Source organism: Mucilaginibacter inviolabilis (genome assembly GCF_011089895.1).
Classification (GTDB): Bacteria; Bacteroidota; Bacteroidia; order Sphingobacteriales; family Sphingobacteriaceae; genus Mucilaginibacter; species Mucilaginibacter inviolabilis.
Genome location: NZ_JAANAT010000001.1, coordinates 348,021 through 367,783 on the forward strand (window position 1 = coordinate 348,021; position 19,763 = coordinate 367,783).

Sequence of the window (19,763 nt, forward strand, 5' to 3'; positions counted from 1 at the left end):
AAAGCGGAAGTGTTTGCAGCACCCCCGCCAATTTTTCCGGTTTGTTTGCCCCTGTTGGGAAATAATTCTTGTCAAAATATTTACATAAAACCAGATTTCAAATGTATAAAAAAATTATCCTATTTTTTTGTGTGCCATCGGGCTATCTCAGCAAATTCCTGTTTACAATGAAGCTAATAACTCTTTTTATTTTAGTAAGCCTGATGCAGGTTAGTGCTTCAAGCAGGGCTCAAAATGTAACTTATTCTAATAATCTCGCGTCGTTAGACAAACTTTTCAATGAAATCGAAAAGCAAACAAATTATCATGTGTTATGGTCATATGACAGGATAAAAAGCTTTCCTGCCTTTCGGGCCGATTTTAAGAAAACACCAGTTAAAGAGGTGCTTGATAAAGTATTTCAAGGTTCAAATTTGGAATACGTAATTGAAGAACAAACGATTCTGATTAAGGAAAAAGATTATAAAGCTGACCCTAAAACCGAAAATCCGGCCGATTTTACCCGAATGATCACCGGACGTGTTGTTGACGATAATGACAAGCCGTTACCAGGTTTAACAATTACTAATAAGAGAACTAAAAAAATATCAGTTTCCAATAATCAGGGAGAATATCAAATTGCTGCAGACGATGGAGATGTATTGTCATTTAGATTCATTGGATTTAAAACGGTTGAATTCATTGTAACAAACGGTAAGTCTACTTTTAATTTAAAAATGGAGTTAGTTACATCTTCGTTGGGTAATGTTGATGTTGTTGTAACAGGTTATAGTAATAAAAAGAAAAGTGAACTGACAAGCGCTATTTCGGTAGTCTCAGCCGAGAAGCTTAAAGATGTGACCACCAATGATCTCGGTTCAATGCTTCAAGGAAAGGTGGCTGGACTACAGGTGGTTGCCTCTTCCGGGGCTCCTGGGTCGGCTGCAGAGATCAGGTTGCGTGGAGTTTCATCTGTTAATGCATCGCAAAGTCCGCTTATTGTGGTTGATGGAATCATTGGCGGAAATTACGACCCTAATGATGTTGAAACAGTAACCGTATTGAAAGATGCTGGTGCAACCGCCATCTACGGTTCTCAAGCCAATGCTGGCGTTTTAATTATTACCACCAAAAAGGCAAAGGATAATCTGACACATTATGAAGTAAAGGCTACAACTGGTTTTCGTCAGGCCGATTTTGGGAAAATGCAAATGATGAACAGCAGTGAGCTCTATAACTATCAAAAACAACTATATAGAGATTACGTACCTGGGGCTCCTGACAATTCCTATGTAATTGATATTGTGAAATTTCAAAGTGAAAGGCCAGCATCTGTACTTAATAATAATACCAATTGGTTAAATACCATGTTCACCAGGGCCCCTGTTCAGAATTACTATTTTTCGGCCAGAGGTAAAACTGCCAAAAACGACTATTTTTTCGGAACAACTTTTTACGAGGAAAAAGGAACCTTTAATAATTCCAACTACAAACGGGTAAACTTACGTGCCTCGTCAGTTTATCATTTTACAGATAAAATAAGCCTTACCAACAATATAAATATCAGCGGAACCCAGGGCAAAAGTTTTGATTATACTGATATGTACAATGCTTACCTTAATCTACCATGGGACAATCCTTATGATGCTAATCATAACCCCATATATGTAGATGGTAAGTCAACTTTTAAATGGTGGTCAAGAGATAAGACCAATCCTTTAAACACAATAGCGAACTCTAACCACCCTTACAAAAATTTTGATGTAAACTGGGATGCCACACTAAGTTTGCCCATCACTAAATGGCTAACATTTTCCAGTGCCAACCGACTTTCTGCAAGTTATTTCACCAGTTCAAATTTTTATAGCCCCGAAGCTGCCGGAACCTATCATGGAACTGGTTATCTGAACCAGCAAAATACATTTAACTATGGAGGGATTTCAACAAACTTATTGCGATTCAATCTACAATATGGCGATCATGCCATCAGTGGTTTGGCAGGTGTCGAATTTGAAGGGAGCCAGAATAATTACTCGGGCGCCTCGGGCAAAGGGCTACCAACAGGTTTGAGTGTTTTAAATGTTGTTTCTAACAGTCAGGCTGTGAATGGTTATTATAATGACTATTCTATTATTTCTTATTTATCGCAGGCAAGCTATAGCTATAAAAACCGGTACTTTCTAACCGGTTCATACCGTGTTGATGGCTCTTCGGCTTTTCCCCCAGGAAATCGATATGCATCTTTTCCATCTGTTTCTGGTGCATGGCTAGCCAGTAATGAGGATTTCTTAAAAGAAAATAAAACTGTGAGTAGCCTGAAGCTAAGATTGAGCTATGGTGTTACCGGAAACCAAGATATAGGCGCTGCCAGGTATTTAGGACTTTATTCACTCAATAGCCAATACAACGCTACCGTTGCTGCAACACCTCTACAACTGGCCAGCCCTAACCTGACCTGGGAAAGCAAATATCAAACGGATGCGGGTATCGACATCGATTTATTCAAAAGGATTTCGCTTACCATCGATGTTTATCATAATGTAACCAAAAACCTGCTGCTTCAGGTTTCGCAGCCCCTGTCTGTTGGGTTTGAGACCAGGTGGGAAAACATTGGCCAGGTGGTTAATAACGGTTTGGAGTTTGGCATTTCATCAACCAATATTAAAACAAAGAATTTTCAATGGGTAACAGATTTTAATATCAATTTTAATAATAATAAACTCAGAGATTTTCCTTCCGATATTATTAAGACCGATCAACTTTCTATATCACAGATCTACAGAAATAATGGGAACCTTTATGAGTTTTATTTACCTAAATGGATGGGAGTCAATGCACAAACGGGGGCGCCGCAATGGGAAGTTATATCCAAGGATGGGGCCGGTAACATCACCAGATCTGTTACATCAGACTATGCATCAGCAACACCTCAAGAGTTAGGTTCTGCATTACCAAAATTTCAGGGAGGTTTTAACAATACTTTCAAATATAAGAACTTCTCGTTGGGGGTGAACCTTTACTTCCTGTCGGGTAATAAAATTTATAATAACAACCGATCGGTTACCATGAACGATGGTCACGAACCATACTACAATCAAATGGTAGCTCCTAAAGGGACGGTGTTATGGACTAAACCTGGAGATATGGCTACAGAGCCCAGTTATCAAAATGCCGCCAATTCAACCAGTCCATCTTCAAGATACCTGGAAAACGGTAGTTATATCAATATAAGGAATGTATCTTTTGGGTACACTTTACCCAAATCTTTTGTGCAGAGTTTAAAGCTTGATGAGGTCAGTTTATCCGTAACGGCAGACAATCTGTATACATTTACCAAATTCACCGGCCAGGATCCGCAAACTACCATCACTCCGGGGATCTATATAACCCCGGGAGTATCTGACTTCAAATACCCGAATAACCACCAATATTTTTTCAATATCAATATCAAGTTTTAACAATTGCAGAGATGAGAAATAAAGTAATTTTAATTGTATGCTTCTTAACTGTCGTATTGACAGGATGCAAGCTTGAATCGAATCCGAGCGATTCGATTACCACCGGATCCATCGCTAAAACTGCAGACGGTTTGACTAATGCGGTAAACGGGGCATATGCATTGTTTAAAGATCACCTGTCATTCAATGGTATTCAGAATGATAACCTGATGTATTTAAGGAACTTTTATCACTTAAGTGATTTTGCCTCTGATGATGTTGTTTGTGCCCAGGTAACAACAGATGAGTTGTTCTTAAGTTTCTCTCTTGATCATTCTCCTGCCCAAACTAATACCAGGTATTTCTGGTATATTTCTTATAAAATCATCAATACGGCCAACACCGTTATAGAGCAGGGCGAAAAGAGCGGTGATCAAAGTGCGCTTACCAAACAGCTAATAGGTGAGTGTTATTTTCTTAGAGCCTTTTGTCATTTTAACCTGGTTAGGTTATTTGCCAAACCTTACAGCATTGATCCTAATGCACCCGGCATTATTTTAAGAACTTCGTCAACGGAAAGCCCTCAAAAAGCGAGAGCTACGGTAAGCGAGGTATATGCTTCTGTCACTCAGGATGCAATTAAAGGAGCCTCTTTGATGAACCAGGCCCGGGGAGTACAGTACGGTTCGAAAGAAGCCGCTGAAGCCTTACTTTCCAGGGTGGCCCTTTATCAGGGAGCGTATCAGGACGCTATTAATTATTCAAATCAGGTCATTAATTCCGGCAGATTCTCTGAGGCAACATCGGCAACCTACCTTTCCCTGTTCTCTAACGCCGTGAGCAATTCAGAAACAATTTTCTGCATAGCTTTTACAGCTTTGGATGATTATGGGAAGTTTGGTTCAATAGCTTCACAGTATTATTCAAATGGTAACTCAGGATGGGGAGAAGAATTTGCATCAAAACCATTGCGTGACTTGTATGCCCAGAATCCCAATGATATCAGGGCAAACTATATTGTACCTTTAAAAGACGAAAGTGGTAATATTCAGTTAAAAAATGGTATACCGACTTATTATATTACGAAATTTTCCTTTCAGGGTGGAAGCCCTACATTAAGTTCGCCCATACTCTTCAGACTTTCTGAGATGTACCTTAATCGGGCCGAAGCGGAGGCAAATTTAAATCAGACGGTCGCGGCACTTAATGATATCGATGTAATTCGCAAAAACAGAGGACTGTCAAACGCGCTTTATAATGGTACCGTACCTGCAAACAGCACCTTGCTGCAAACTGTATTGCTGGAAAGAAGATTAGAGCTCGCCTTTGAAGGGCACCGGGCTTATGATGTTTACAGAAATAAACAAAGCATGAACCGTACTTACTGGGGATATCATCTGCCTGGCTTAAAAGAAAGCGACATTAACTTGAATGTAGATCCGGCTAATTACGCAGGAATGATCATTCCTTACACCAGTACAAAGATCATCTACTATCTGCCGGTTGACGAAATATTGTCAAATAAATTAGCAACCCAAAATCCATAACCTTAATTAAAATTCAAGAAAATTAGTTATGAAAATGATCAATAAGATTATACCCTATTTGTTGTTGCTATGTTTAGCTATAACCATAGACGCATGCAGAAAGAATGACAATGTAGATACTACAGATGTAACTTTCACTATCAGCCAGTCTGGCTATTCAGTTACTTATAATAACACTACGGCGGATGCCAAATCTTTTACCTGGACTTTTGGCGATGGCAGCACATCAACCGATAAAAGCCCTACACATATTTACAAAACCAAGGGCAAGTTTGTAACAAGTTTATCGGCAACCTTAAACAATGGTAAGGTGATTAGTGGTTCCACAATTATCAATGTGTCCAAAAGTTCGCCCATAAAATTAAATGATAACACCCTTGCTGATTGGGATACTATATCAAACCAGGTTACACCGACGGCAGCTCTAGGCAAAATAGTTAAAACATCCAAGTTTGATTATGACAGCCAGAATGTATACATCTACATGGAAATACAAACCACTGTAGCAGCGGGCAATATCTTTGATTTTTATCTGGATACTGATAATGACTCAACTACCGGATTTATCACCGGGACAATCCCTGGCGGCGGCTATGATTATTTGTTAGAAGGGCCCTTGCTGTCTACACCAAATGGGTTAGTACAACTCCAGCATACAGGCGCCCAAAACTCATTTAGCTTTACTCCGCTTAGCATCGCCGAGTATTATACTTTAGGCACAGTACAACAATCAAACGGTATAGTAAAGTTTGAAATGGCCCTTAGCCGCGGCAAAATTAGCGGATTAACAGGCAAAGCTTTACGTTTTGGCATCATTGTAAGTGATGCCGGCTATAACGAGTTGGGTTATATGCCAGGGCTAAATCAGCCGGCCATTACCCTAAACATCAGTCAATAACGAATAATCAACCATAACTATAAGCTTAATGGAAAACATTATTCCCAAAAACTCAAACAGACTCATCTCATTGGATGTAATGCGTGGCCTTATTATGATATTATTGGCGGGTGAAAGTTGCCTGGTGTATGAGAATTTAAAAGCCTTGCATCTCGGGGGTATTGCCAATGGCTTTATCGGTCAGTTTTTTCACCATCCATGGCATGGCCTGCACTTTTGGGATTGCGTTCAGCCCGCATTTATGCTGATGGCTGGTTCGGCAATGTACATGTCATTTCAATCGAAAAAGGCAAATGGCATAACATGGGAGCAAAACTTTAAACACATAGTTATACGATCACTTAAACTATTTCTTTTGGGTACGGGATTACATTGTGTTGCTGCCGGTAAGCTTGTTTTTGAGCTTTGGAATGTGTTAACACAACTCTCCGTAACCACTTTAATAGCTTATCTGATCATCAACAGATCTTTTTGGTTCCAATTAGGGGTATCGGCAATATTATTAGTGCTGACAGAAGTATTATATCGCAATATATTGATGCCTGGCTATGATCAACCTTTTGTGGAGTCGCACAATTTTGGATCTTACATAGATGCCATATTGATGGGCAAGATTAATATGGACGGTTGGGTAACTATCAATTGTATTCCTACCGCAGCGCATACCATTTGGGGTGTGTTGGCTGGTCGACTGTTAATGACTAATAGGCCGGCTCCTCAAAAAATCAGGTATTTAATCATTGCGGGAGTAATTGGTTTGATATTAGGCTACGGACTTGATTTTGCAAACATTACCCCTATAATAAAAAGGATCAGCACAAGTTCATTTGTTCTTGCTTCAGGCGGATGGGTGTTACTGATCATGGCCTTTTTTTATTGGCTTGTTGATATAAAGAAGGTCAATAAATATGCATGGGTTTGTGTAGTTGTAGGTATGAACTCCATATTTATTTACCTGTTTTTTGAAACGGTAGGAGCCCAATGGTTCAACGGGGCTGTAGGCATATTTGTAAAAGGGTTTATGGGATTTACAGGTGTATCTACAAATATTATTGCAGTGTTCTCGGCATTAGTTACCCTGTTTGTTGAGTGGTACTTGTGTTATTTTTTAAGTAAGCATAAGGTGTTTGTTAAAATATAGGTTATCTGTGCGAACCCGACACAATGATAATAGCCATTCCTAAAGGAGCCGGTCGGTAAAATAGTTTACCAGGCTCTTTTATACTGCAATTGTGATAGAAATTAGTTTTTACAAAATAGATTAATTAACCAAGTATATGATCAGATATATTCCCCTGACGATTCTTTTGCTGATGGCTATAGCAGTAAAGTCTGTAGCACAAGTAACCTATCCGGGTACAGAGCCTGGCAAAGCTGTCTCTAGTTCAGGGAGTAGTATTGTTAGTTTAAGCAATCATGCCTTGGCTATAACATTCAAGGTGGTGGCAAATAAGCTGGTTTTGGAAAGCTTTACAGATAAAGAAGCCGACAATATACTGAATCTCCGAAGTAGTCCTTTGTTCAGGATCGATTTACCGCATCGCGGATTTATTACTTCCTCAGAATTTATAGTGATCGGAAAAGGAATTCAGGTACGGTCGGACACCGGCAAAAATGCAGGAAAAAGCCTGGTTGCCGTGCTTTATAACAAGCGTTGGAACCTGACTGTCGACTGGGAGGCCCGGCTTGATGATCACGCTAATTATATAAGGCAGATCGTCAGCATCAGCCCGGGTAGCCCTATTCAGATTGAAAGTGTAAGGCTGATTAATATCAATAATAATAGAGGCTTTTATAAAGGAGGGGAGGTGGATGGTTCGCCGTTAATTAAGGGTAACATGTTTTTTGCTTTGGAACACCCAATGAGTAGTATAAGTCTGGATAATGGGCTCGCAACCGCAAAAATTTCCAGGCTTGTTCCGCTGACTGCTGCTGCACCACTGACTCTTTCCGCGGTATGGGGGGTAACGCCTCCGAACCAATTGAGGCGAGGGTTTTTATATTATATTGAAAGGGAGCGGGCAGTGCCATACCATCAAATGTTGCATTATAATTCATGGTTTGATATCTCTTATGGCATTTTAAAGCTGAACGATTCGCTTTGCCTGGATAGGATAAAGGTGTTTGGAGACAGCCTTATGCACAAGAGAAATGTTAAAATGAGAGCGTTCCTTTTCGATGACGGATGGGACGATCCCCGTACACTTTGGAAATTTAACTCCGGCTTTAAGGATGGGTTTAGTGAAATCCGCTCTGCAGCAGAAAAGCTAAATACAGGTATTGGTGTCTGGATCTCTCCATGGGGAGGTTATGATAAGCCGAAACTGCAGCGTATTGAATTTGGTAAAACACAAAAACCTCCCTTTGAAACCAATGATAATGGTTTTGCCCTGTCAGGTAAAGTTTACAAAAAACGCTTTACCTCTGTATCTACAGATTTTGTTAAGAAGTATAATGTGTCCATGTTCAAATTTGATGGCGTTGGTGCCGGAAACGGAGCCAGTGGGGCCAGTTTAAAATATCAAAAGGATATCGAGGCCCTGTTACGGCTGATCACCAATCTCCGTGCAATAAAACCCAATTTATATTTCAGTTTAACAGTTGGTACCTGGCCATCGGTTTATTGGTTGAAATATGGGGATGTGATTTGGCGGGCTGGGGAAGACACCGGTTTGGATGGAGAAGGGCCTAAAAGACAGCGTTGGATCACTTACCGGGATGGGCAGGTTTATAAAAACATTGTTAAGCGGGCGCCGCTGTATCCGCTAAATGCACTTATGAGCCACGGGATAGTCATCGCAGGTAATGGTCTGCCTGACTCTTTAGAAATGGATAACAAGAATATCCAGGATGAAATATGGTCGTTTTTTGGAACCGGTACATCCCTGCAGGAACTGTATATAAATCCTCATTTGTTGAATTCTGCAAACTGGGATTGTTTAAGTAAGGCTGCAAAATGGTCTGAAAGGAATGAATCTCTTTTTGATGATGTTCACTGGTGCGGGGGCGATCCGGCTAAAGGCGAGGTGTACGGTTATGCAGCATGGAAAGACGGCAAAGGAGTGCTTACATTAAGAAATCCAGGAACGGATAAAAGAAAATTTCAGGCTACAGTATCTCAATTATTGGACATCCCGCAAGGCGACGGTGACAATTACGCGTTTTGCGATACAAGATCCAATGATTATCATCAAATCAGTAAAGGAAGGTTATTAACTATTGAACTGGCACCGTTTCAAACTCTGGTAATGGATGCTATAAAATTAAAATAATGAATGTGTTTAGGCACTGGAATAAATCGCCTTTCTGTTAAGGCATTTTCCAAAACAGAATAATTAAATGACAAATTTAGATTTATACAATATTATCAACGCGTTTAACATTCAGGGAAAGGTTAACGATGCAGGTGTTTATGGTTCGGGGCATATTAATGATACATATTTATTCAAAAACAATGAACCGGGGTTTCCTGATTATCTTCTTCAAAAAATTAATATCCATGTTTTTAAAGATGTAAACGGCCTGATGTCTAACATCGATCAGGTGATCAGCCATCTTAAAAAGAAGGCCATCCTGACAGCTCCGCTTGATCCTGACCTTAACGTATTGACCCTGGTGAAATGTAAAAATGGTCAGCTATTTCTGGTTGACAATGATGGTGGTCACTGGCGTGTGTTTCATTTTATGAAAAATACTTCAAGTTATGATCAGGTCACCACCGAAAATCAAGCTTTACAAGGCGGATTGGCCTTTGGTAGCTTTATGAGTGCACTCTCAGATCTTGACCCGTCGTTATTGATTCAAACGATCCCCAATTTCCTAAATATAGAAAGCAGACTTAAAGATCTCAACATCGCTATGCACGTTGATGCTGCTAAGCGATTATCATCACTCCGGGATGAGACTGCCTTTTTATTGGAAAGATCATCGGCTATGATGAACATTTTGCAATTAGGCAAGTCTGGAATGTTACCACTCCGGATAACGCATAATGATACAAAGTTTAATAATGTTCTGTTGGGAGAAGGAGACCGGTTTCAATGTGTGATCGATCTCGATACGGTAATGCCAGGATATGCTGCTTATGATTTTGGGGACGCGATCCGGACGATCATTAACCAGGGTAGCGAAGATGAAAAGGATCTTTCGAAAATACAATTAAATCTGCCTTTATTCGCTGCTTTTACCCGCGGTTTCCTCTTTGCAACATCTTCATTCTTGCTGGAGTTGGAGATGTTGTCATTGGTTCAGGGCGTTTTACTTTTACCCTATATGCAGGCCGTTAGGTTCCTGACGGACTATCTCAATGGGGATGTTTATTATAAAATAAATGCGGAGCAACATAACCTTCAGAGAACCAGGGCCCAGATTCAATTGATAAAGATGCTGGAAAAAAATGTAGAGGAACTAAACAGTATTGTACTAAAGGAATGGATCAAAATTAAAAATAACCATTCAGCAATTAATATATCCTGAGGAAAAGCAAAGTCTGATTAATATGATGATTTTAGTATGGAACGGAAAAAAATTACAACCATCAAAGAGATAGCAAGGGTGCTTAATGTGGCTCCCTCAACGGTATCCAGAGCCCTTAATGGGCATCCGGGCATCAGTCCGGTAACTACAGATCGCGTGCGCAAAGTTGCTATGGCACAGGATTACTTTCCTAATCAGGCTGCCATATCCTTTCATAAAAAACGGTCATATACATTAGGGCTTATCGTTCCTGAATTCTCAGAACCGTTTTTCTGTTCTGCACTTAATGCGATAGAAAACGTTGCATCGGATCATAATTATAATATCATGATTGGGCAATCCCACGACGATATGGAAACGGAGACCAGGATCGTAAAGAAGTTTATGGATCGTCGTATCGACGGGCTGATCATTTCCATCGCAAAAAAGGGGAGTGATTATCAGCAATTATCAGCACTCGAAAAGCTCAATATTCCTGTGGTGTTTTTTGATTGCGTCTCGGATAGGAAAGACGTTCATTTTGTAGCCTCTAATCTGCAAACGGGTCTTTTAAAAGGTATTCGCGAGCTGGTAGGGGCGGGGCATCACAAGATTGCCCTGATAAACGGGCCAGCCACTCTTTCTGCGAGCCGGCAAAGGCTGGTTGCCTATGCCAAAGGACTTAAAGAACATGGTATCGAGCTAATGTCCGATTTCATTGTAACTACCGATCTTTCCAGGGAAGGGAATTTGTCGGCCTTAAATAAATTGATTGGACTAAGCGATCCACCTACAGCGGTTATCGTTTTTAACGATTATGTTTTTCTGGATTGCTTAGGACTGTTAGAGTCAAAGGGAGTAAAAGGTCTTTTGAAATTTATCAGCTTTGGGAACCTGCCGGATTGGAGCTTCTTTGAGCATCGGCCATTAGGTTCCATAGAACAATTTCCGGCCGAACAGGGGCAGATCGCCGCCAATATGCTGATAGAATTGATGAATGAAATGGCTGTTGAAGAACAGGGTCCGGTAAAATCTTTTCAAAGATATATTGATTCAGATATTATCTTCTTCGGCGATCGCGCAAAAGCAGATTAAGCAACCGTTTGCATAAGATAAAACAACCGTTTGCGTGGCCTAATTGGGTTATTATCAGTAATGTGCCATTTTTCTAATGCTTTGGCTAGTTGTAAATTGGTTCCTGAATTATAAACAAACCATCATAACTATGAAACACTACCTTTTCGCGCTTTTATGCCTATCCGTTTGCGCCGGATGTTCAAAGCAATCCTCGTTAGAACCTGCATCAAAAACTTCGCTCAAGGCAAATCACCTTTCTGTTTCGGGACTCCCTAATTATTATGTCAATGCCGCTACTGGCAATGATACTAATTCGGGGCTTTCTGCTACAAGCGCACTTAAAACTATCCAGGCCGGTCTGAACAAAACCACAGAAGGTGCAGGTGCAACCATCTATGTAGCGGCCGGAACCTATTATGAACGACTAAGCTGGCCACATTCCGGAGCTTCAGGAGCACCAATTACCCTTACCAGTTACAACGGTGGGGTTGTAAATGTGGATGGCAGTACGACCAGTTCTTCTTTGATTCCGTTATTAACTGTTTCCAGTAAAAGCTATATCCGGATTGATCATATCAATTTTACAAATAATATACAGGCTTATGCCAAGGGTATATATATTGCCGGATCAGGAACTGATGTGCAGGTAACCTATTGTGAAATTACCAATGTTGGCTGGACCGCCTGGACCACAAATGCGAGTGATCCCACATCTCCTACAGATAATGCTAATCCTTTTATTGTAGTTGGCACAGGTTCAAATTCCTACAACCAGATATATGTTGGTAGTAACAAGGTTTACAATTGTAGTACAGGATACAGCGAAGGCCTTACACTGGCCGGAAACGTGGAGATTTTTCTGTTAGAAAACAATACTATCCATGATGTACCCAACATCGGTATGGACATGAACGGTCATTATTCTTGGACCGGTGCGCCAGCGGCGGTTAATTATGTGCGTTCAGGAAACGTAAAACATAACACCGTTTATAACTGCTTTTCGAAAGTTGCACCTTCCGGTGGAATTTATGTAGATGGCGGGGCTTACATTAATATTGAAGGCAATACCAGTTACGGTAATGGCGTAGGGATCAGTGTAGGATGTGAAAATAATAATAATACTGCCGATAATATTAATATTCGTGATAATTTTATTTACAACAATGTGCATGCGGGAATGGTTATAGGAGCAAATCCGTCTAACTCAAAAGTAACCAATTCAACAATCTCCAATAATTCCTTTTTCCAAAACGTGTCTAAATCAGACTATGACGGTGAGATAGATATTCAAAACACAGACCATTTAAATATCATTAACAATATTGTTCAGTCAAGAAGCGATGTTGTGGTGGTCGCCCGGCAGGGTTATACATCTACCAATCTGACTATGGATTATAATAATTATTATACGGCATCAGGCACTGCAAACACCATAATATTTGACTGGGGTGGAATCAACGGGCAGGGTTATTATTCATTGGCTTCTTTTCAATCTGCTTTGGGTTTGGATCTGCATTCTACCTATGCATTACCAGGATTCGTCACAGCCAGCCTGCCAACACCTGATCTTCATTTAACACGTTCGGCAACGGCATGTATCAATAAAGGTTTACCATCCTTTACAGCGGCACCATGTGAGTTAGATATTGACAACCAGGCAAGGGTGCAAAACTCCAGGGTTGATATCGGGGCTGATGAAACACCATATTAAATACGCGATTAAGACTCTTTCTCAACCAATCATAAAAAGCCTCGTAAATCAATTTTACGAGGCTTTGCGTTTTCAGAGGAGAGGCGGGGACTCAATCTAACACCCTATACCATTTTTGGCCTTTTGAGAGACTTTGCAAATTTAACCGGCTTTAAAAGCCGTAATCAAGTCTTATTGATTTAAAGTGTGTTATTACTTTAACCTCAACCTTTACGAACAAATGGTTGGCTTAACTCGATGACATTGGAATCGGGGACCATGTAAGAGGCACTTTTTTTCCTCGGTTAAACTTGTTCTTTATAATTAGGGTCAAATTCCACAATCCATTCAATACCATATTTGTCTCTAAACATTCCGGCGTATGTACCCCAAGGACTGTCGCCAATGGGGCCTTCAATATTTCCACCTGCCGATAAGCCATTAAATAGATGCGCTGCTTCATCACGGCTTTCTGCACTCACTGCTATTTTGGACCGGTTTTCGTTTTCGTTTACTCTTCCCATAAATTCCGGAACATCATTGGCTATTAATACATTGTGTTTTCCTATAGGCAAAGCTATGGTCATTATTTTATTTGCTTCCTTTTCTTCTACCGGGAATTCATCACTTGATAGATCTTTGAAACGAATGATCTTGGTAAACTCGCCTCCAAAAACTGATTTGTAAAAGGTAAAAGCTTCTTCGGCATTGCCATTGAAATTGATCCAGGGGTTAATTGTTCTCATGATTTTTATTATTAGATGATTGATTTTTATAGTTGAACATTGAGCCTTTCCGCATTCTCGATGTGAATATGTAATATCTATGATAAGGTGGCCAACAGCTCCTCCAGGTTTTTCAAGGTCATGGTGAAACCTATTTTGAAGCCCTCCAATAACTTTTCCAATCGTTCAAATGATTCATTATAAATCGTAATGTCGACCCTGGTGATGCCGTTCTGCTCACTGAAATTGTAATCCCACTCAGATCCGGGCAGCTCGCGGTTTTCGTCCTTATCGGCAAACGCATTGTACATCTTAAAATTGGTTTTCGGGGTAATAGACGTAAATTCCTGCACCGACCAGCGCTCCTGTCCATCCGGGCTAATCATAGCGTAAAACCGGCGTCCTCCTACTTTGAAATCCATATACTTGGTTTGAGCGCGCATTGGCGCGGGCGCCCCCCATTGGTCCAATAATTCGGCTTTGGTAAAAGCATCCCATACCAGCGACTGACTGGCATTAAACTCCCGGGTGATGTAAACCATTTTCGCTGCCTTGTCTACATTAAAATCAAATAATAGATCCTTGTTCATTATTTCTGTGTTTTAATAGTTGTTAATAATTGGTCCAGTTGGTTAAATTGAGTTTCCCAGTTTTGCCTGAACTGGGCTAACCAATTGTCAAATTCCTGCATCTTTTTGGCGTTAAAGTGATAATAAATTTCCCGGCCGCTTTGCTTGGGTCTAACCAGATCGCATTCGTGCAACACCTTAATATGTTTTGATACCGCCTGCCGGGTCATATCAAATTTTTCGGCCATAACATTCGGCGTCAACGCTTGGATGGCCAGTAAAGTCAAAATAGCTCTGCGTGTAGGGTCGGCAATGGCTTGAAATATGTCCTGTTTCATGTTGTAATAACTAAAATAAGCAACCTTCAGGTTGCAAATATATGTGCAACTTTTGAGTTGCACAAGCGTATTGCGTTTTTTCGTGATATAATGATGGAAGTTTAGTGGTATTTGGTATTCGTTACTATAACTAACTAGCCCATGTTTTAATAAACATGAAGAAGGAACTAGAACATGAAAAACTTCATAATTATCCATTTTTTAATAATTATACTGAATTGATACAGATTATTTATAAACAGCAGAAAATTCAAAAAGAACTAGCTTGCTAAAAATTAATGCTTTAGCAAGCTATTGTATGCCAGGGCGGAAAAAATAGATTATTGAAAATGGTTCTGAGTAATTGAGTTTGTGTTTTAACTAATTGATAATGAGGTGTATATTTTTAGTTGAAAAGAGATAAATAGATATGTTTATCTCCATAAGTGGAGCCGGATGATCCTGAAATTTGATGTGTAAATTGTATTGCCGGATAGCAAAATGGCTAGTTTAGTGTGTAGATTCGGATATATAGGAAAAGAAAATGAGCTGTCGGAGAGTTGTCCTTGCTAATAGTTTTCCAACAGGACTCCAAAACGTTAAAAAAATTGAGAGAGGAGGCAATCTAAAGTATAGATTATTCTAAAAAGTATACTAAAGATTCGAATTATTTAAATCAATGTTATTCCTATGTTTCGCAAATGATCCATCTTAGGATTATCTGCCGGAAGGTCGGTTAGCAATCCGCTTATATCGGTTAATTCACAGACTTTGTAATGTTCTGTCAAATTAATTTTGGCGCTGTTTACGAGGGCAAATGTTTTGATTGCGTTTTTAAGCATTCTTTGTTTAAGCTCGCCGTCTGGCTGAAATACAGCGGTGATACCAAAATCTTTATGTAACGCACATGTACCCATAAAATAAACATCCGCAACAAAGTTGTTTACTTCTGAGCAGGCTTGTTCTCCGGTATTTATCTCCGTTTTTTTGTCATAGAGCCCCCCAAGAATAATTAATTCTATTCCTTTAAACTTCGATATGATTGGTACTAAAGCAAGATTATTGGTTATGAGGCGAAAGCTGGAATTTGAGGGCAGGTTCTGAGCGATGGCACAAATTGTGGTCCCTCCATCCATAAATATGGTTTGACCACTTTTGATGAATTGCTGCGCTTTCAGACCGATCAGGTTCTTTTCTTCAGAAAAATAACCCGTTCTGTCCTGAAAAGTGAGCGGGTTTTTGGACTGGGAAATGGCACCTCCACGTACCTTTAATAATAATCCATTATTATGTAAAGCATCTATATCTCTTCTGACCGTATCTTCAGAAACTTTCAATTCCGAGGATAAGGTATCGAATGCAACCTTTCCTTTTGTTTTTAAGGCGGCAAGAATATGACTAAATCTTTCTTCTTTTAACATTTTGGAATAAACAACAAATATAGCATTAGCAATGATTGTAATCAATTATCCGTTGTTCTCCTAAACCAATAAGAAACACCGACTGCAAACAGGAGAAATCCAGTAAATCCGAGTGCGACTGGCAGGGAAGTATGATGGGCGATAAATCCCAATGTTGCGGGACCAGCCAATTGTCCTGAATAACCAAAAGTGGAAATAGCGGCAATTGCTGCAGTAGATGAAACATTTTTAAGCCGTCCTGCTTCGCTAAAAAACACAGGAACGATGTTAGCTGCTCCAATGCCTAATAAAATAAACCCAAAAAGGGCGCTAAAAAGCCATGGAGTTAAGACCGCTATAAAAAGCCCGGTCGCTGCCGTTAAACTTCCGTAAACCACAACTTTTTTGCTGTTCAGCCGGGCTACAATATTGTCGCCCAGTAAACGCATGGTGGCCATCGCAACGGAAAAAGCGGCATAGCCAATACCGGCAAAAGCCAGGTTAACACCCCTGTTTTCTTTTAAAAAAACCGCACTCCAGTCCAGCATTGCTCCTTCAGAAAGAAAAACCGCAAAAGCCATCAGTCCTAAATAGATAACACTACCTTTTAACCATTGCAGCCTGGCCCTGGGTTTATCGTCAGACTTTTTTTCGAAATGAAATTTGTCACTTATTTCTTTTTCACACGGTGCTGTTAATAATGAGCGGTACTGTGTACCAACAATGAGTAAAAGCATAGCAGATATAGCAACTGTGGCAACAACCGGAGAAAGGCCTAACTTAATAAGAAAACCTAATCCAAGAGAGCCTAACAATCCTCCAACGCTGAATAGACCATGCAACGATGACATTATGGGTTTCCCGATGATGTTCTGGACCTGAACGCCATGGGCATTCATGGCTACGTCAACAGTGCCAATTGCTGAGCCGAATATAAAAAGGATTAAACCCATTGACACTATTGTATCCATCAATAATAATAATGGCAGGGTAATAGCAACAACTGTAGCGGATATCAAAATAATTATTCTACTCCCATACCTGGATATTAAAACACCTGTGATTGGCATCATAGAGACGGCTCCAGCCGCTAGCAATAATAACATTAATCCCAAATCACCGTCATTTAACGAAAGCCTGTCCTTTGCAAATGGCACCATGATCGCCCAACTCGAAATACCCAACCCGCAAATCAGAAAAATCGCCTTTGTTGCTATTGAGGATTTTGTAACAGCCACTTCGGAGGTAGGTTGTATATTTAAAAACATTTTGCAATTATATGCAATATTGCATATAATTGCAAAATAAAATTTAAGTCAACAACCATGTTAAAGAATTTTTTTTTCTTAATTACTCTATCTGCTGCAATCTCTTCCTGTGGTGAAAATAGTGATCAAACACAAAATCATGCCGACAGCACTAATGCCGCACATTTTGAAAAGGATGTAAAAAAAACCGATAGTGTTGTATCACCCGCACCGGCTGTCTCCATTGCCACTTCATCAGACAAAGGAGCTCAACTGATTATTCAGAATGACTGTAGGAACTGTCATAAAGAGCAGGAAAAGTTGATTGGTCCGGCGTTTACTGCTATCGCAAAGAAATATACACTTAAGGATATCGACGCGCTGGCTAGCAAAGTTATCAAAGGAGGTGCAGGTAACTGGGGCGATATTTCTATGAGCGCTCATCCATCTCTCCAAAAGAATGAGGCAAAAGAAATGGTTGCTTTCATCCTTAAAATGAAATAACGACTTGCCAAAATCATTCATATAGACATAATCATCAATTAAGGCACATTAAACATGAAGAAGAAAAACAAAATCGCAATGATCACAACAGCCATAGTAGCGTTGATGATTAATTGCTACGCAACGGTTAGTAATGAAAATAATGTACTAACGGCAAGTGAAAAAGCCGCAGGATGGAAGCTTTTATTTGACGGATACTCTACATCCGGTTGGCATTTATATAATTCTAAAGAGCCATTTACCATATGGAAAGTTAAAAATGGTGAATTGTTTTGCGACCCTCAGGATAAATCCGGTGTAGGCGACCTGGTGAGCAATACCCAGTTCAAAGATTTTGACCTGAAGTTCGATTGGAAACTGCCAAAGGGTGGAAATAGCGGGGTTTTTATTAATGTATTGGAAAGGAAGGATATTCCGGCGGCCTGGGCCTCTGGGCCTGAATACCAGCTACTGGACAGTTCGCATCCTGATTTTGTGAGGCCAAAATTACGTTCAGGATGTTTATACAGCTTTTCGCCGCAGAAAAATCCTGTTAGAAGCAAACCCGCTGATACCTGGAACCACTCGGAGATAAGACAAAAGAATGGCCAAATAGAATTTTTCCTCAATGGAGTGCTCACTGCAAAAGAAGATCTGAGATCTGACACCTGGAAGAAAAAAATAGCTGCGTCTCATTTTAAATCGTTTCCTGAATTTGGAAAATATTACAGCGGCGGTATAGCGTTACAGGACTGGTCGACAGGGATTTCGTTCAGAAACATCAAGATAAAAGAACTTTAATTTCTAAATAACCTAAACAGCTTTTCAAATTTTAACCTTTCAATAAATTTTATGATAAACAGAAGATCTTTTTTGCAGCAAACGAGCATTATTTCTGCTGGAATGATGCTCATGCCGGATTTGTTAACGGCAAAAACAAACCGTCAATACGGTTTGCAGCTTTTCGCTTTCAGAGAAACCTTGCCTAAGGAAGTTAATAGCATCATACCCAAAATTGCCCAAGCTGGCTATAAACAGGTAGAACCATTCGGTTATTCAAAAAAGAATGGCTTCTGGGGCCTTACTGCATCCGAATTTAAAAAGTTACTTGATGACAATGGATTAACTGTCCCCAGTGCTCATTACTCACTCGATTTATTCCTGTCGTCGGGAGATACGGCCCAGGTAGAGGAAGCGATTGAAGCAGCTAAGATCCTCGGGCAGAAATACATTGTTTTACCGTATCTTCCTGAGCAATATCGTAACAGTGCGGATGCCATGAATGCCGTTGTTGATAAAATAAATATTGCTGCTGATAAGATACAACAAGCCGGGCTGAAGATGGCTTATCACAATCATGATTTTGAGTTTAAAAATATAGGTGGGCAGCGTCTTTTTGACTTGTTGTTAAATAATACCAGTAGCAAGCAATTGGATTTTGAGATGGATATATACTGGGTCATCAGATCGGGAGAAGACCCTTTGAAATGGCTGCAGGATCATCCCAACCGTTTTAAGCTTGTACATATTAAAGATATGGAAAAAGCTAACCCTGCACTGAACACAGAGATAGGGAGCGGAAATATCGATTATAAAACCATACTTAAAAAAATTCGCTCTGCGGGCGTGAAATATTACATAGTTGAGCAGGAAAACTTTAAAATGGATCAGTTTTTAAGCATTGAAAAAAGCATTAATTATCTTAAACAAATAAGTTAAACGATTCGTTTTGATCTGGCCGTCTTTGGTTAACAAAGCTTTTTTGCTAATTTTTTATAGTAAATGCGAGGCGATTATATACTTGCTGCTTTTAACGGTAATATAAGCGGTAACGGGCGCATTAGTTCGCAATGTTCCATGACGATATTTTTTTGAGGCTCTTTATTTATCTTGACCTCATTAATTAGGATATTGTAACATGCTATTTTGATTTTTTTAG

Annotated in this window: 16 protein-coding genes; 11 read left to right on the plus strand and 5 right to left on the minus strand. The window is 39.9% G+C overall.

The annotated features are described in order from the left end of the window. Positions 1–167 precede the first annotated feature (167 nt). From G7092_RS01280 to G7092_RS01315, 8 genes are all read left to right on the plus strand, one after another. The gene (locus tag G7092_RS01280; RefSeq protein WP_166085412.1) at positions 168–3,437 is read left to right on the plus strand and encodes a SusC/RagA family TonB-linked outer membrane protein; all 3,270 of its coding nucleotides are present in this window, start codon (positions 168–170) and stop codon (positions 3,435–3,437) included. An 11-nt stretch (positions 3,438–3,448) separates the two neighbouring features. Then, positions 3,449–4,963: a RagB/SusD family nutrient uptake outer membrane protein gene (locus tag G7092_RS01285; RefSeq protein ID WP_166085414.1), complete on the plus strand. Its 1,515-nt coding sequence runs from the start codon at positions 3,449–3,451 to the stop codon at positions 4,961–4,963. Between the two features lie 28 nt (positions 4,964–4,991). After that, a complete protein-coding gene (locus G7092_RS01290) occupies positions 4,992–5,861 on the plus strand; it encodes a PKD domain-containing protein (RefSeq protein WP_166085417.1) in 870 nt (289 codons plus the stop codon). Between the two features lie 28 nt (positions 5,862–5,889). Further along, positions 5,890–7,002, plus strand: a complete 1,113-nt coding sequence (locus tag G7092_RS01295) for an acyltransferase family protein (RefSeq protein WP_166085419.1) — start codon at positions 5,890–5,892, stop codon at positions 7,000–7,002. Between the two features lie 136 nt (positions 7,003–7,138). Continuing rightward, positions 7,139–9,133, plus strand: a complete 1,995-nt coding sequence (locus G7092_RS01300) for an enterotoxin (protein ID WP_166085421.1) — start codon at positions 7,139–7,141, stop codon at positions 9,131–9,133. Positions 9,134–9,200: 67 nt separating this feature from the next. Then, complete coding sequence (locus G7092_RS01305; RefSeq protein ID WP_166085424.1) at positions 9,201–10,337, plus strand: phosphotransferase enzyme family protein; 1,137 nt, start codon at positions 9,201–9,203, stop codon at positions 10,335–10,337. A 36-nt stretch (positions 10,338–10,373) separates the two neighbouring features. After that, positions 10,374–11,411: a LacI family DNA-binding transcriptional regulator gene (locus tag G7092_RS01310; protein ID WP_166085426.1), complete on the plus strand. Its 1,038-nt coding sequence runs from the start codon at positions 10,374–10,376 to the stop codon at positions 11,409–11,411. Positions 11,412–11,541: 130 nt separating this feature from the next. Next, positions 11,542–13,104, plus strand: coding sequence for a right-handed parallel beta-helix repeat-containing protein (locus tag G7092_RS01315; protein WP_166085428.1), 1,563 nt, complete (start codon positions 11,542–11,544; stop codon positions 13,102–13,104). A gap of 284 nt (positions 13,105–13,388) precedes the next feature. Here the strand turns inward: G7092_RS01315 and G7092_RS01320 are convergent, their stop codons facing one another. The 5 genes from G7092_RS01320 to G7092_RS01340 form a co-directional block, all read right to left on the minus strand. Then, positions 13,389–13,829: a VOC family protein gene (locus G7092_RS01320; RefSeq protein WP_166085430.1), complete on the minus strand. Its 441-nt coding sequence runs from the start codon at positions 13,827–13,829 to the stop codon at positions 13,389–13,391. Positions 13,830–13,906: 77 nt separating this feature from the next. Beyond that, positions 13,907–14,398 carry an SRPBCC family protein gene (locus G7092_RS01325; RefSeq protein WP_166085432.1) on the minus strand — a complete coding sequence of 164 codons (492 nt, stop codon included), beginning with the start codon at positions 14,396–14,398 and terminating at the stop codon, positions 13,907–13,909. Continuing rightward, the gene (locus G7092_RS01330) at positions 14,398–14,715 is read right to left on the minus strand and encodes an ArsR/SmtB family transcription factor (protein ID WP_166085434.1); all 318 of its coding nucleotides are present in this window, start codon (positions 14,713–14,715) and stop codon (positions 14,398–14,400) included. Before G7092_RS01330 ends, G7092_RS01325 begins: the two co-directional genes overlap by 1 nt. A gap of 650 nt (positions 14,716–15,365) precedes the next feature. Further along, positions 15,366–16,115 (minus strand): DeoR/GlpR family DNA-binding transcription regulator, encoded by a 750-nt coding sequence (locus tag G7092_RS01335; RefSeq protein WP_166085436.1) that lies wholly within the window; start codon positions 16,113–16,115, stop codon positions 15,366–15,368. A 41-nt stretch (positions 16,116–16,156) separates the two neighbouring features. Continuing rightward, positions 16,157–17,362 carry an MFS transporter gene (locus G7092_RS01340; RefSeq protein WP_166085440.1) on the minus strand — a complete coding sequence of 402 codons (1,206 nt, stop codon included), beginning with the start codon at positions 17,360–17,362 and terminating at the stop codon, positions 16,157–16,159. Positions 17,363–17,419: 57 nt separating this feature from the next. Between G7092_RS01340 and G7092_RS01345 the strand changes: the two genes are divergently transcribed. Genes G7092_RS01345 through G7092_RS01355 form a run of 3 tightly spaced genes read left to right on the plus strand, consistent with a single transcriptional unit; the run spans position 17,420 to position 19,543 of the window. Beyond that, on the plus strand, positions 17,420–17,845 hold the full coding sequence (locus G7092_RS01345; protein ID WP_166085442.1) for a c-type cytochrome: 426 nt from the start codon (positions 17,420–17,422) through the stop codon (positions 17,843–17,845). 54 nt (positions 17,846–17,899) lie between these two features. Continuing rightward, positions 17,900–18,625: a 3-keto-disaccharide hydrolase gene (locus G7092_RS01350; protein WP_202985191.1), complete on the plus strand. Its 726-nt coding sequence runs from the start codon at positions 17,900–17,902 to the stop codon at positions 18,623–18,625. Between the two features lie 51 nt (positions 18,626–18,676). Continuing rightward, the gene (locus G7092_RS01355) at positions 18,677–19,543 is read left to right on the plus strand and encodes a sugar phosphate isomerase/epimerase family protein (RefSeq protein WP_166085444.1); all 867 of its coding nucleotides are present in this window, start codon (positions 18,677–18,679) and stop codon (positions 19,541–19,543) included. Positions 19,544–19,763 lie beyond the last annotated feature (220 nt).